This is a genomic window from Streptomyces sp. NPDC059788, assembly GCF_042732265.1.
Classification (GTDB): Bacteria; Actinomycetota; Actinomycetes; order Streptomycetales; family Streptomycetaceae; genus Streptomyces.
In genome coordinates, this window is sequence record NZ_JBHWHY010000003.1 from 161,847 (window position 1) to 175,140 (window position 13,294).

At 70.8% G+C, this 13,294-nt stretch carries 15 protein-coding genes and 2 pseudogenes; 8 read left to right on the top strand and 9 right to left on the bottom strand.

Translation table 11 applies throughout. The features are described 5' to 3' along the window. Positions 1–32 precede the first annotated feature (32 nt). The 3 genes from pfkB to ACFV57_RS04025 all read right to left on the bottom strand — a co-directional run bounded on the left by pfkB (position 33) and on the right by ACFV57_RS04025 (position 3,084). Positions 33–980 carry a 1-phosphofructokinase gene (gene pfkB, locus ACFV57_RS04015; protein ID WP_385225406.1) on the bottom strand — a complete coding sequence of 316 codons (948 nt, stop codon included), beginning with the start codon at positions 978–980 and terminating at the stop codon, positions 33–35. Then, on the bottom strand, positions 977–1,747 hold the full coding sequence (locus tag ACFV57_RS04020; protein WP_031008731.1) for a DeoR/GlpR family DNA-binding transcription regulator: 771 nt from the start codon (positions 1,745–1,747) through the stop codon (positions 977–979). The genes pfkB and ACFV57_RS04020 overlap by 4 nt, the downstream gene beginning before the upstream one ends. A 335-nt stretch (positions 1,748–2,082) precedes the next feature. Further along, on the bottom strand, positions 2,083–3,084 hold the full coding sequence (locus tag ACFV57_RS04025) for an RNA polymerase sigma factor RpoD/SigA (protein WP_385225408.1): 1,002 nt from the start codon (positions 3,082–3,084) through the stop codon (positions 2,083–2,085). A gap of 184 nt (positions 3,085–3,268) precedes the next feature. Here ACFV57_RS04025 and ACFV57_RS04030 point away from each other — a divergent pair. The 3 genes and pseudogenes from ACFV57_RS04030 to ACFV57_RS04040 form a co-directional block, all read left to right on the top strand. After that, a pseudogene (locus ACFV57_RS04030) lies at positions 3,269–3,461 on the top strand (GNAT family N-acetyltransferase); the annotation flags it as partial. Positions 3,462–3,590: 129 nt separating this feature from the next. After that, positions 3,591–3,743 (top strand): hypothetical protein, encoded by a 153-nt coding sequence (locus ACFV57_RS04035; RefSeq protein ID WP_385225643.1) that lies wholly within the window; start codon positions 3,591–3,593, stop codon positions 3,741–3,743. 54 nt (positions 3,744–3,797) lie between these two features. Beyond that, complete coding sequence (locus ACFV57_RS04040) at positions 3,798–4,355, top strand: hypothetical protein (RefSeq protein ID WP_385225410.1); 558 nt, start codon at positions 3,798–3,800, stop codon at positions 4,353–4,355. Between the two features lie 196 nt (positions 4,356–4,551). On the opposite strand, the gene ACFV57_RS04045 is transcribed toward ACFV57_RS04040, so the two are convergent. Continuing rightward, positions 4,552–5,157, bottom strand: coding sequence for a pyridoxamine 5'-phosphate oxidase family protein (locus ACFV57_RS04045; protein WP_385225412.1), 606 nt, complete (start codon positions 5,155–5,157; stop codon positions 4,552–4,554). Between the two features lie 154 nt (positions 5,158–5,311). Between ACFV57_RS04045 and ACFV57_RS04050 the strand changes: the two genes are divergently transcribed. Together ACFV57_RS04050 and ACFV57_RS04055 are read left to right on the top strand one after the other, a co-directional pair. Further along, on the top strand, positions 5,312–6,367 hold the full coding sequence (locus ACFV57_RS04050; RefSeq protein ID WP_385225414.1) for a questin oxidase family protein: 1,056 nt from the start codon (positions 5,312–5,314) through the stop codon (positions 6,365–6,367). Between the two features lie 133 nt (positions 6,368–6,500). Next, positions 6,501–6,998: a MarR family winged helix-turn-helix transcriptional regulator gene (locus ACFV57_RS04055; RefSeq protein WP_385225416.1), complete on the top strand. Its 498-nt coding sequence runs from the start codon at positions 6,501–6,503 to the stop codon at positions 6,996–6,998. Positions 6,999–7,256: 258 nt separating this feature from the next. Here ACFV57_RS04055 and ACFV57_RS04060 read toward each other — a convergent pair whose 3' ends face one another. After that, positions 7,257–8,789 (bottom strand): MFS transporter, encoded by a 1,533-nt coding sequence (locus ACFV57_RS04060; protein ID WP_385225418.1) that lies wholly within the window; start codon positions 8,787–8,789, stop codon positions 7,257–7,259. 511 nt (positions 8,790–9,300) lie between these two features. Next, positions 9,301–9,969: a TetR/AcrR family transcriptional regulator gene (locus tag ACFV57_RS04065; RefSeq protein ID WP_385225420.1), complete on the bottom strand. Its 669-nt coding sequence runs from the start codon at positions 9,967–9,969 to the stop codon at positions 9,301–9,303. A 272-nt stretch (positions 9,970–10,241) separates the two neighbouring features. On the opposite strand from ACFV57_RS04065, the gene ACFV57_RS04070 reads away from it, so the two are divergent. Beyond that, complete coding sequence (locus ACFV57_RS04070; RefSeq protein WP_385225422.1) at positions 10,242–10,961, top strand: rhomboid-like protein; 720 nt, start codon at positions 10,242–10,244, stop codon at positions 10,959–10,961. Here ACFV57_RS04070 and ACFV57_RS04075 read toward each other — a convergent pair. From ACFV57_RS04075 to ACFV57_RS04085, 3 genes and pseudogenes are all read right to left on the bottom strand, one after another. Further along, positions 10,945–11,046, bottom strand: a pseudogene (locus ACFV57_RS04075) (DUF397 domain-containing protein); the annotation flags it as partial. The gene ACFV57_RS04070 and the pseudogene ACFV57_RS04075 sit on opposite strands and share 17 nt — an antisense overlap. Further along, the gene (locus ACFV57_RS04080; RefSeq protein WP_385225424.1) at positions 11,043–11,858 is read right to left on the bottom strand and encodes a helix-turn-helix domain-containing protein; all 816 of its coding nucleotides are present in this window, start codon (positions 11,856–11,858) and stop codon (positions 11,043–11,045) included. The gene ACFV57_RS04080 and the pseudogene ACFV57_RS04075, both read right to left, overlap by 4 nt. A 115-nt stretch (positions 11,859–11,973) precedes the next feature. Continuing rightward, positions 11,974–12,636, bottom strand: coding sequence for a TetR family transcriptional regulator (locus ACFV57_RS04085; protein ID WP_385225426.1), 663 nt, complete (start codon positions 12,634–12,636; stop codon positions 11,974–11,976). A gap of 133 nt (positions 12,637–12,769) precedes the next feature. Between ACFV57_RS04085 and ACFV57_RS04090 the strand changes: the two genes are divergently transcribed. Both ACFV57_RS04090 and ACFV57_RS04095 read left to right on the top strand, forming a co-directional pair. Continuing rightward, complete coding sequence (locus ACFV57_RS04090) at positions 12,770–12,901, top strand: hypothetical protein (protein ID WP_385225645.1); 132 nt, start codon at positions 12,770–12,772, stop codon at positions 12,899–12,901. Continuing rightward, positions 12,898–13,251: a hypothetical protein gene (locus ACFV57_RS04095; protein WP_385225428.1), complete on the top strand. Its 354-nt coding sequence runs from the start codon at positions 12,898–12,900 to the stop codon at positions 13,249–13,251. Before ACFV57_RS04090 ends, ACFV57_RS04095 begins: the two co-directional genes overlap by 4 nt. The last annotated feature ends 43 nt before the right edge of the window (positions 13,252–13,294 follow it).

The following is a 13,294-nucleotide window of genomic DNA, read 5'->3' on the forward strand; positions in this document are numbered from 1 at the left end:
GCTCAACCCCGCCCCGCTCAGCCCCGCCCCGTTCATCCCACCGGCTCCCGCAGCACCGCTCCCACCGGCACGGTGCGGGCCACCACCACCGCCGAAGGATCGAGATCCTTCGGCGTCGGCATGGCGCTCCCCGGCAGCTGCACGGCCGCCGCCCCGTACGCCACGGCCGCGGCCAGGGCCCGTACGCCGGTGCCGCCCGCCGCCAGGAACCCGGCCAGCGACGCGTCGCCCGCGCCGACGTTGCTGCGTACGGTCGCGACCGGAGCGGAGGCGAAGTGCTCGCCGTCCTCGTCGACGAGGAGTTGTCCGTCCGCGCCGAGGGAGGCGAGCACCGCGCCAGCGCCCAGCACCCGCAGTTCGCGCGCGGCCTCCACCGCGTCGCCGACGGTGCGCAGCGGGTGGCCCACGGCCTGGGCCAGTTCCTCCGCGTTCGGCTTGACGATGTCGGGCCGGGCCCGGAGCGCTTCGGTCAGCGACGGCCCCGACGTGTCGAGGGCGATCCGGGCGCCGGCGCGGTGCACCTGGGCGACCAGTTCCGCGTACCAGGAGGGCGCCAGGCCGCGCGGCAGGCTGCCGCAGCAGGCGATCCAGTCCGCCCCGGCCGACCGGTTCCGTACGGTGTCCAGGAGCGCCCGCGACTCGTCCGCGGTCAGTTCGGGACCCGCCGCGTTGATCTTCGTGAGGGTGCCGTCCGGTTCGACGGCGGAGATGTTCGAGCGGGTCTGCCCGGCGACCGGTACGCCCGCGACCTCGATGCCCTCGGCTTCGAGCAGCCCGCCGAGCGCCGCGCCCGCCGGCCCGCCCAGCGGCAGCACGGCGAGGGTGCGGTGCCCGGCCGCGGCGACGGCCCGGGACACGTTGACGCCCTTGCCGCCCGGGTCGATCCGGTCGGCGCCGGCCCGCAGCACGGCGCCGCGCACCAGGGCCGGGATCTCGTACGTACGGTCCAGGCTGGGGTTGGGGGTGACGGTGAGGATCATGCGCGCACTACTTCCGTGCCCGCGCGCTCGATGGCGAGGGCGTCGTCGGGGCTGAGCCCGGTGTCCGTGACGAGCAGGTCCACGTCGTCGAGTCCGCCGAAGCGGGCGAAGTGCACCTGCCCGAACTTGCTGCTGTCCGCGACGAGCACGACCCGCCGCGCGGCGGCGACCGCCGCCCGCTTGACGGCCGCCTCGGCGAGGTCGGGCGTGGTCAGGCCGCCCTCCAGGGAGAAGCCGTTGGTCGCCAGGAACACCACGTCCGCGTTGATCTCGCGGTAGGCGCGCAGCGCCCAGTCGTCGACCGCGGCCCGCGTACGGTGCCGGATGCGGCCGCCGACCAGGTGCAGGGTCAGGCCGGGGTGGTCGGCCAGCCGGGCGGCGACCGGGAGGGCGTGGGTGACGACGGTCAGCTCGGCCTCCAGCGGCAGTTCGGCGGCGATCCGGGCGGCCGTGGTGCCCGCGTCGAGGATCACGCTGCCGGGCGCGGAGCCGCCGGGCAGCTCGGCGAGCGCGGCCCGCGCGATGCGCTGCTTCTCGTCGGCGGCGACGGTGTCCCGCTCGGCGAGGTCCGGCTCGAAGTCCAGACGTCCCGCGGGGATGGCGCCGCCGTGCACCCGGCGCACCAGCCCGGCCCGGTCCAGGGCCTTCAGGTCTCTGCGCACGGTCTCGGCGGTGACCTGGAACTCCTCGGCGAGCGAGAGGACGTCGACCCGCCCGCTCTCCCGCGCCAGACGCAGGATCTCCTGCTGCCGCTCCGCTGCGTACATGGTGGTTTCGCGCCTGCCTCATGCCCGATCGTGTGGTTTCACGCCCAAGGTACGACCAGAAGGGCAGGAAGTAAACACATCCGGGCACTCGATCAACGTAAACGGACACCAGTGGGCAGCCTCGGGCACGGCCAGGCGCGAGAGGACCGTCGGATACGCGGCCGAGCGGACAGCAAAGAGCCCCGGCGCCAGAGGGGGGAGTCGGCACCGGGGCTCGTCTATGGGGAAGGGGTCACTCAGGGCATTCGGAGGACTCGGCGAACTCGGAAAGCTCGGGGAACTCCGGGCACGCGCGCCACACGTCAGGCCACCACTGCCGCGGGGCGCGAGCGCCCCTACGCCGCCGCGTCGAAGCCCGTGTCGCGCGCCATCCGCTTCAGCTCCAGCAGCGCGTGCTTCTCTATCTGCCGGATGCGCTCACGCGTCAGGCCGTGCTGCTTGCCGACCTCGGTGAGGGTGCGCTCGCGGCCGTCCTCGATGCCGTACCGCGCCTTGATGATCGAGGCCGTACGGTGGTCGAGCCGGTCGATGAGGTCCTCCAGCTCCTCGCTGCGCAGCAGCGTCAGGACGGACTGCTCGGGCGAGGCCGCGGAGGTGTCCTCCAGCAGGTCGCCGAACTGGGTGTCGCCCTCGTCGTCGACCGACATGTTCAGACTGACCGGGTCGCGGGCCCAGTCCAGGACGTCCGTGACGCGCTCGGGCGTGGAGCCCAGCTCCTGTGCGACCTCGGCGGGCTCCGGGTCGCGGCCGTTCTCCCTGTTGAACTCGCGCTGCACGCGGCGGATGCGGCCCAGCTCCTCCACGAGGTGGACGGGCAGCCGGATCGTGCGCGACTGGTCGGCGATGGAGCGGGTGATGGCCTGGCGAATCCACCACGTCGCGTACGTCGAGAACTTGAAGCCCTTCGCGTAGTCGAACTTCTCGACGGCGCGCACCAGGCCCGCGTTGCCCTCCTGGATCAGGTCGAGCAGGGGCAGGCCCGCGCGCGGATAGCGGCGGGCGACCGCCACGACCAGACGCAGGTTGGACCGGATGAAGACGTCCTTGGCCTTCTCGGCCTCCTCCGCCAGCGCTTCGAGCTCTTCGCGGGTGCCGCCGGCGGCGTTGCCGTCCTCGACGACGCCGTCGAGGATCTGCCGGGCGTAGACGCCCGCTTCGATGGTCTGGGACAGCTCGACCTCCCTGGCGGCGTCGAGCAGGGGTGTTCGCGCGATCTCGTCGAGGTACATGCCGACCAGGTCGCGGTCGGCGATCTCCCCGCCTACGGCGCGAACACTGTTGGCCCCGTCGGCACCGCTGCTGGTGGCCTGACGTCGGGCGACGGCACGGGTTGCCATGCGTGTGCTCCCTTTGCGATGAGTCTGCGTGAGTCGGTCGCGGGATGGTGGCGGTGGGACACCGGGTGCGAGGCCCGTGTACCCCTTCCGAAGGAAACAACGGCTGGAATCCGGACAGAATTCCCCTGCCGCACACCTATTTTTGTGATCATGCAGTACCCTGCGTCCCCACCGAGGAGGCCGGATGCCGCCGGAGTACCGGGAAGTGCAGGTCAGAACGGCCACGGAGGCCGACCTCGGCGGCCTCACGGACCTCTGCAACCACTGCGTCCGTGAGACTTCCCGCACCATCGACACGGAGCCGTTCCCCCCCGGGCAGCGCCGCCCGTGGATGCTCTCCCACCCCTCAAGACGGCCCGCACCCGCTTCTGGTTGCCCAGGAGCGGACCTACGGGACCGAAGGCCGTCCGGCCACGGGCCTTCCGGCCCGGTGGCGACGGCCGTCGGGCCTTCCGGACGGGGCTTCCGGCCCGGGCGGTCCGGCGAGGGGATGCCTCTTGGGTTGTGTGACCAGTAGTCCTAACCGGATCAAGCTGGCCTATGCCACCTCGGCCGGGGTCGTCTTCCGGGACGTCGGTACGTACGTCGGTACGCACGTCGGTACGTACGGGAAGGCCGGCCGCGCGGGACCGGGCCGGAACACCAACCGCTCCGGTTGACGGTGGCGGGGCCCGGGTGTGGCCTGGAGTGGGGGCGAGTGAGAGGAGCCCGTCATGGAGACACCCGTCCGCCCGCACGGCGCGACCGCCGACCCGCAGCCCCGGGCCCAGTCGCAGCCGCCGTCACCGTCGCCGTCGCCGTCCACGTCGCGCCCGAAGTCGCGCGGCATGTCCCCCGCCACCCTGGCCCTGCCCGTCGCCGCTGCGGCCCTCTACGGCCTGTGGACCGCCTTCGTCGACCGCACCAGCGGCTCGTCACTGGGCCACGCCTGGCTGCTGGGCCTGATCGCGGCCGCCGTCACCGGAGTGCTCGGCCTGGCGCTGGTGCGCGTCCAGTCGTCCCTGATCACCGAGGTACGGTCCCTGTCGTACGCCGTGCTGTTCGGTGGCGCGATGGGCTACCTGTACAGCATCTCCGGCGGCGCGTCCGGACCGTCCATCCTGGAGTCGGTGCGGATGGGTCTGATCATGGGAGCGGTGATGCTCGTGGTCTCCCTGTACGTCTTCCGTACCCACCGCACCCGCGAGCCCCACGGGGAACACCGCCCGCGCCGGGCACACGGAGCGCACCGGGCACACCAGGCAGGCCGCCACCCCCGCCCCACCCACTGAGGCACCCCGTGCCCCAGCCGTCCCCGTCCCAGCCGCCCCCGCCCTGCCGGCGCCTTGACCTCGATCGCGCTTGAGGCTCTGGCGTCACCGCCATGGCTCTCACACCCGCGTCCACTCGGTGCGCGTCAACAGCCGGCAGCTGGAGGCGGACGGCGGTGCCGCCCGCTCCCGCCCTGTGTCCTACCCGTCCGCCGTCCTACCCGGGCGCGGCCGTGACCTCGGGCGGCTCGGCGCCGTTCCCCCGGCGGATGGTGCGCAGGGGCCCGCCGGGCCGCCAGGTCTCCAGCACGATGTGCGGGTCCTCGACGTACGTACGGACCACCTCGGTCAGCTCCGCGCGGAACAGGTGGAAGGGCTCGGGCGGTCGCGTCTCGGCCGTGTACCGCGCGAGCACCGCCGGATCGGTCACCTCCACGGCCCGCCCGGCGACCCGTACGTCACCGCCCTCCATGTCCGTACCCGGGCCCGGGTTGGCGTGCAGCGCGAACCGCGGATCGCGCCGCAGGTCCAGTGCCTTACGGGAGTTGGCCATCATGCCCAGCCACAGCTCGCCGGCGCGGAAGTCCGCCTCGATGCCGGTGAGGCGCGGTGCGCCGTCGGCGTGGAGGGTGCCGAGGACGTGGTGCCGGTGGGCGGCGAAACGCTCCTCCACCTGCCGCGCCAAACCCGGCTGCGCCGCCGCGAACCCGGCCCACGCCACTCCCCCGCCGATCCCGCCCTCGGCCCCGGTGCCGGGCCCGGGCCTGGCTTCGGGCCTCGCTCCGGTCGTCCCGCCGCTCTCGCCTGCCTCGTCGCTCGTCATGCGCCCACCCTCCCCGCCATACCCGACACCCTCTGTCGGGTATGGCGGCGGGAAACGAGGGCGGGCCGTGGCCGGGCCTTACGACCATCGCCGTACCCGGGCGTAGGTCCGGCGTCCGTTACGGCCGTCCGCCGCGCCGACCTAGCCTCGGGCCATGGACACCACGAGCGGCACCCTCGACGAAGCTCTGGAGCGCCTGCACACCTCGGGTCCCGAGTTTCGGGGATTCCTCGCCAATCACGGGCCGATGGCGGTGGAGGCCCTGGTCCGGCACGGGCAGGCGGCTACCGTCCACCGCTGGCTCGACGACTACGAAACGAAACTGGAGGACGTGCCGAGTCCGCAGGACGCGGTCACCGACACCAACTGGCATGAGGCGCTGGGTGATTCGCGCCGGGTCACCGACTGGACCGCGTACTTCGCCCGGCTGGTCGCCGAACGCCCGTGGCGGGACGTCCTCGCCGAGTGGTGGCCGCGGCTGCTGCCCGGCATCGCCGGCGCCGCGACGCACCCCGTCATCCGGGTCGGCCACGTCGTACGTACGCTCCTGGAGGACGGTGAAGAGGCGCCGCGCATCGCGGAGTTGGCGCACGCGCTCGGCTACTGGGCCGCCCGTCACGCCACCCTGCCCGTCTCGGTGAACCCCACCGGCACCGCCTCGCCCGCCGAGGCGCTGGCCGCCCTTCCGCCCGTCCCCGAGCAGCAGGTGCTGCCGCTCGACGGGCTGGCCCAGCTCCCCGGCACCCCGGGCTGGCAGGCCACCGCGGAGTCGCTGCGCGTGCCGCACGACGATCCGGACGCCGTCCGCGCCCAGCTCACCGCGCTCGTCCAGGCCACCGTGCACCACTATCTCGATCACGGGCACGGCCACGGCGTCCTGATGGTGCACACCGCCACCGCCCCGAACGCCGTCCTGCGCACCCTGCCCGCGCTCCCCCGCGAGCTGTGGGCGGCGTCGCTCGGCGCGGTCTGGACGGCGAGCGCCGCGATCACCTCGATCTACGCGGCACCCGAGGCGCTGCCGCCGCTGGAGGACTTCGGCCCCCGTACGCCGGAGGAGATTTTCGCGCGTTCCGCCGCGCACGGTGACGAGCACGTCATCAAGATGGCCGACACCGCGCTGGACGCGGCGGCCTGGGCCGACGACGGCGACGACCGGGCGCTGGCTTCGGCTGTGCGCGCCCAGCGGCTGATTTCCGCCGATTCCTGAACAGATTGCCCCTGTTTCGGAGCGTTCCTGAAAAAACCGGGGACCGTCACAGGAGGGCTCACCTGCATATCTCCGTCCCGTCATTCATTGTTAAAACTTCAAGAAATGGCGGAGCGGTGAGACAGTGGATGGTATGAGCACCGAACCCGCAGGTGAGCCCCGCTGGCTCAGCGACGAAGAGCAGTACGCCTGGCAGTCGTACCTGCACGCCACCACGCTCCTGGAGGACCATCTCGACCGCCAGCTGCAGCGTGACGCAGGTATGCCGCACGTCTACTACGGCCTGCTCGTCCAGCTCTCCCAGGCCCCCCGGCGCCGGTTGCGGATGACCGAACTGGCCCAGAACGCCAAGATCACCCGTTCCCGGCTCTCGCACGCCGTGGCCCGCCTGGAGAAGAGCGGCTGGGTCCGGCGCGAGGACTGCCCCTCGGACAAGCGCGGCCAGAACGCCGTCCTGACCGACGAGGGCCTGCGGGTCCTGGAGAAGGCCGCGCCCGGCCACGTCGCCGCCGTACGGGCGGCGATATTCGACCGGCTCAGCCCCGAGCAGATCGGCCAGCTGGCCGCCATCTGCCGCACGGTGGCCGACGGCCTGCAACCGCAAGGCGCCGACCTGCCCTGGCTCCGCTGAGGAGCCGGGGCCGATCGGCGCCGAGGGGACCGGACCTGCTGGGGCGACCAGCGGTACGGGCGGTACGGGCCCGGCCCGACAGTACGGACTGGCCCGACAGTGCGGACCTGGCCCGGCGGGTACGAGCCTGGCCCGGAAGTACGGACTGGCCCGGAAGTTCGGACCTGGCCCAGCAGTACGGACCGGCCCGGCAGTACGGGCCTGGCCCGGAAGTACGGGCCTGTAGCCGTCATCGGCCGCAGGCCCGTACGCGCATGCTCAGTGCGCCATGACCGGAATCGGCACGTCCGCCTCCGCGTCCGCGCCCTCGGCCGCGTCCGCCCCGTCACCGGAGCGAGCGACCGGACCGCCGCCCTGGTGCCCGGTGGTCACCATCGTGAACGCGATGGCCGCCGCGACGGCCAGGATGCCGACCGCCCACCAGATCGCCGCGGTGTAGCCGTGCACCATCGACTCCAGCTTGAGCAGGTCCACCGAGGCGGCGCCCTTCGCGTGGGAGGTGGCGTACGCGGTGGTGGCGCTGGCCGCGATGGTGTTCAGCAGGGCCGTACCGATCGCGCCGCCCACCTGCTGCGAGGTGTTGACCATCGCCGAGGCGACACCCGCGTCGCGGGGCTGGACGCCGTGCGTGGCCAGCGACATGGCGGGCATGAAGGCCGTACCCATGCCGAGCCCGAGCAGCAGGAACGCGGGCAGGATCAGCGCCGGGTAGGACGTGTCCAGGTCGATCTGCGTCAGGATCAGCATGCCGACGGCGGCGAGCAGGAAGCCCGGGGCCATCAGCAGCCGCGGCCGGATGCGGGTCATCAGCCGGGCGCCGATCTGCGTCGAGCCGGTGATCATGCCGACGATCATCGGAAGGAAGGCCAGACCGGTCGTGACCGGCGTGTATCCCTTCACGATCTGCATGTAGTACGTCAGGAACAGGAACAGACCGAACATGCCGATGACGGCCAGGCCCAGCGACGTGTAGACGCCGGCCCGGTTGCGGTCGGTGAGCACCCGCAGCGGCAGCAGCGGGGACTTGACCTTCGACTCGACGAGCACGAACGCCGCGAGCAGCACGGCGGCGGCCACGAACAGGCCGACGGTCATCCCGGCGCCCCAGCCGTCGGACTCGGCGCGCGTGAAGCCGTACACCAGGGAGACCAGGCCGAGGGTGGCCAGGATGACGCCGGGCACGTCCAGGCGGGACGGGTTGCGGCTGCCCGCGGGCTCGCGGATCACCAGCAGCGCGCCGGCCGCCGCGATCACGGCGAACGGGATGTTGACGAAGAAGGTCCAGCGCCAGTTCATGTACTCGGTCAGCACGCCGCCGAGGATCAGGCCCACGGCACCGCCACCACCGGCGATGGCGCCGAAGATGCCGAACGCCTTGGCCCGCTCCCGCGCCTCGGTGAACGTCACCGCGAGCAGCGACAGCGCGGACGGCGCCAGCAGCGCGCCGAAGACGCCCTGGAGGGCGCGCGCGCCGAGCAGTACGCCCTCGTTGGACGCGGCGCCGCCGAGGGCCGAGGCCAGCGCGAAGCCGACCAGGCCGATGACGAAGGTCCGCTTACGGCCGAACAGGTCGGCGACCCGGCCGCCGAACAGCAGCAGACCGCCGAACGCGAGGGCGTACGCCGTGATGACCCACTGCCGGTTCGCGTCGGAGATGCCGAGATCGGCCTGTGCGGAGGGCAGTGCGATGTTCACGATCGTCGCGTCGAGCACGACCATGAGCTGCGCCAGGGCGATGAATATGAGCGCTTTCCAGCGCCGGGGATCGACGTTCGTGGCCGATTCAGACATGGGTGGGTCCACCTAGCGGTGCGTGAGCGAAAAACGGGACGTGGGCTTGGTGTGGGTAAGCGTTGTCGGACGACGGTGGGCGTCGGTAAGTGAAAGAACGGTGCTGGTGTGGTGTTGAGCTGGTGTTGAGTGCGTGTTGATCAGGTGTTGATCGGCTACGTGTACGGCGGTCCTGCGGGTGCCGGTCCGGGTACGGCGGTTCGTGTACGGCGCTCCGCGTACGACGGTTCGCCTACCGCCGTGCGTGCGCCGCGGTTCGGGTATGGCAGTCCGTGTACGACGGTTCGTGTACGGCGGGCAGCCGAAGCTGTCTCTGTGCGACAGGTCCGTGTACGGACGGGTCCGCTTCCGGGACGCCGGTGGCCGTGCCGGGAGGATCGAGGGCGCGGTGGCCGGACGTCGGCGGCCGTCGCCACGGCGGCGCATGGCCGCCCGCCGGCGATCGGACGTCAACTCTCCCCGGCCGGGCCGGGCGGGCCCTGGCCGGGTCTCGAATCCCCCGTACGGTGCGCTAGCTGTGCCGAAGATCCTCCAGCGTGGCCGCGCAACCGGGCAGTTCGGAGCGCGCCGGCGCCCGCAGGCCGTCCAGGAACAGCAGCAGATGCCGGTATACGAACCGGTCGAAGTCGGTACAGCCGCTTCCAGGCAGCGGCCGTGTCAGTTGGGTGAGCGCGACCATCAGGTCACCGACGGCGATGTCGGTACGCAGCTGGCCGCTGTCGCGCGCGGCACCCATCAGGGCCTCGACGGCTCCCTCCAGGCGCTCACGCGCTGCGAGCAGGTCGGGGTGGTCCTTGTCGACACCGTCCGAGAGCAGCGGGCACAGGGCCCCGATCCGCTCCTCGACCGCGGCGAAGACAAAGCGCCTCAGCGCTCGGAAGGTATCGGACTCCTCCGCGAGCGCGGACTCCGCCTTGTCCGCGGTGCGGTGCATGACGGAGAGCGTGACGTGGTGGATCAGCTCCAGGCGATCCGGGAAGTGACGGTAGAGCGTCGCATTGCCGACCCCGGCACGTCGAGCGATTTCATCGAGCGGGATCTCCGCCCCGAACTCGACCATCGCCTCACGGGCCGCCCCGATGATCCGCTCCCGGTTGCGCAGCGCGTCCGCGCGCAGCCGATGCGGTGGCGTCGCCGCGCATGCGCCGGGGGCGCGGGTGCGGGACCGGGTGGCGGTCATGTCGGCACGTTCCTCTCGTCGTCGTGTTTCTTCGTGTCCGGGTCGTGCGTCCGGGTCGTGCGTCCGGATGGTGCTTTGCGGTTGTGCGTCCGGGGCGGGCCCGGAAGCCGGTGATCCGCCAAGCGGGGAGTGATCCCCCGCTTCAGTCGGACGTCTGGTTAAACGGGGACGACCTCCCCGGTTATTTCGGCCAAACCTGTGTTCTGCGCCACACGCGCCGTACGGACCCCGTGCGATACGACGGGCCGCGCACCATGGCGTATACATGCGCCATGAGGGATGCGCTCCGCCCGGCCACCCTGGCCCGCGCGGCCTGGTCCTACGTACGCCGGGCCCCCGGCACGTTCACCTGGCTCGCGATCCTCTTCGTGACGTCGGTGATCATGCACCACCTGGCGCCCGACACGTTGGACCACGTCCTGCAACGCCGCTCCACCAACATCAACAACCTGCTGCACTCACCCGGCCGGGTACTCCTCACCAGCGCACTCTGGCTCGGCGGCGGCAACTGGCTCTACTACTTCGTCCTCTACAACGTCTTCCACGTCCCCGCCGAACGCTGGCTCGGCACCCGCCGCTGGCTCGCGGTCATGGGCGTCACCCACATCGGCGCCACGTACCTGAGCGAAGGCATCCTCGCCCTCGCCATCCATACGGGCGCGGCGCCGCACTCCGCCGTCGACACGCTGGACGTCGGCGTCAGCTATGCGATGGCCGGCGTTGCGGCCGTTCTCACGTACCGCCTCCCCTGGCGCCCCCTCCGCTACGTATACGCCGCAGGCGTCCTCGTCTTCTACGCGATCCCCCTCTTCGACAACCTCACCTTCACCGACATCGGCCACCTCTCCGCCGCGCTGCTGGGTTTGGCGTGTTACCCGTTCACGCCGGGCCGGCAACACCGCCACATGCGTACGGCAGGAACTCGGCCCAAGCAGTGGCCCCGAACGCGAGCTGGGGACCCTTCGGGTCCTTCGAATCCCGGACACGTATAGCGCCCGGCGGGGTGGTGCTTATCTCTACGCATTCACCACCGAGCGAGTCGCTGTAGCTGGACTTGAACCACACACAGACGGTCACAGGTTCTCCACCATCTTCCGCATGAACTGGGCTGAGTCCCGCGGGCTGAGCGCTCGCTTGAGGAGCTCGTTGTATCGCTGGCGCATAACGCTGACCCTCTCCGGTTCGGCGTAGATCACGCCGCCCATGTGAATCTCCGTGTAGGCGAGGTTCTCGTGCTGAGCCGTCTCCAGCAGGACGAACGGGCCATGCAACGCCGGGGTGATCAGGTCACTGTCGAGGAGGATCTGAACGGACGCGTTGTACTGTTCGCCGACTTCCAGCATTCGGAGCAACTGCTCCTTGTGCATCTCGTTGTCCCCGATAGAGCAGTGCAGCACCTGCTCGCGGATCACGAAGCTGAAGGACCTCGTCGGATCGTTCAGCAGGGCCTGGCGATCCAGACGCGACCTGATCCGGCGCTCGATCGTCTCGGCGTCCAGCGGAGGCCAGTGCCCACTGATCAACGCCCGGGCATACGCCTCGGTCTGGAGAAGTCCCGGCACCAGGCAGACCTGGAAGAACTGGAGCACGATCGAGTCGGCCTCGTGCAGCATGTAATCCGCCGAGTACGACGCGAACTTCTCCGGCTTCAGGTACTCCTCCGCCGCCGTCAGCATTCCATGCGCGCCGCACACTTGATCCGCGACCCGAAGCAGATGGCTCGTCGGCTTTCGTCGGCCCTGCTCCATCGACTTCACATACTCGGCCGCATAATCCGCCTCCTCGGCCAACTGATCCCGACTGACCTGTGCATGACCTCGCCACAGCTTGATTTGATCGCCGCAATACCGCCACGTCATCGGTGGTTGGGCATTTTCGTTCGCCGCCATGTCCGCCTCCCGCTACTCGCGTAGTTGACTCACGACAAACGCTAGACCCACCCACTGACAATTGAGCCAACTAACGTACTAACGACACTTTTTGACCAGCCACAGACACATCCGATCAGGAAACGGCATCGCGCCAATGCTGCCGCCCCACACTGATCAGACGCAGCTGCCGACGCGCAGTCCCGGCAACCATCTGCCACCGCTCCGAACCCTCTCCCTCACCCGGCCCCTCCCCATCGCTCACATCCAGGAACGCCGACGCCGTCATCACCAGCCGGTCCACGTACAGCTCCGCCAGCATCCGTACGTCCTCGTCGCTCCAGCCGTCCGACACCGGCTGGGTCTTGAGCGCCGCCGCGACCTCCGTGGCGAAACGATCCAGTTCGTCGGCTATGGCCTGCCGTACGGCCCGTACGCCGCCGTGCCGTTCGCGCGCGATGAACCGCACGTGCGCGGGGTGTTCGCGTACGTACCGCTCGACGACCGCCACCGTGTGGTCGATCCGCTCCTCCGCGCCGTGCTGTTCGGCGAGCACCGCGCGGACCGTCGTGTGCAGACTGCTCAACGACTCCTGGACCAGGGCGACTCCCAGTTCGCCCAGGTCGCGGAAGTGCCGGTAGAAGGCGGTGGGGGCGACGCCGACCGCGCGCGTCACCTCGCGCAACCCCATGCTGCTCAGGCTCTGTTCCGCCAGGAGGTCCAGCGCCGCGTCGAGCAGGGCCTGTCGGGTGCGCTGCTTCTGGGCCTGGCGGACGCCGCCGGTGTGACTGTGACTCATGTCATCCAGTAAACAACCGTTCTCTCAGTTTCTCCACCCCTACACTGGGAACCTGAGTGAACAACTGTCCTCCAAGTTGGAAAGGCAGATCATGCTCTTCCTTGTCGCAGCCCTCCTCCTACTGGGGATTGTGGTGGGTACCGCGGCACATCTCCCGGTCCCCGTCACGATCGTCGCGGCAGTGGCCATCGGTTGCTGGCTGCTCGTCTTCGCCATCCGCGAGCGCCGCCACCACACCACCAAGACCGAGGGAGCATCCCGATGACCACCCTCACCACCGGAAACAAGCCCGCCGCCGGCACCGACACCAAGCCGTCGGCCGACGCCAAGCCGGCCGTCGACTCCAAACCGGCCACCGAAGCGGAGCGCACCGCGCCGCGCGGGCAGGCCGACGGCATGGCCGTGGCCGCGTTCGTCCTCGGCCTCGTCGGCACCCTGGTCGCCAACGTCATCCTCGGCCCCATCGCCCTCGTACTCGGAGCGCTGGCCCTGGCGCGCAACACCACCCGGCGCTTCCGTGCCGTCCTGGGCATGGCCCTCGGCGCGGTGGACCTGATCATCCTGGCGACGCTGGCGACCGCCGACGGCTCCCTGAGCTGGACCTTCGGCGGCTGAGCCGAGCCCCGGGCGCCTGCCGCGCCCGCTGTGCGCAACCGCC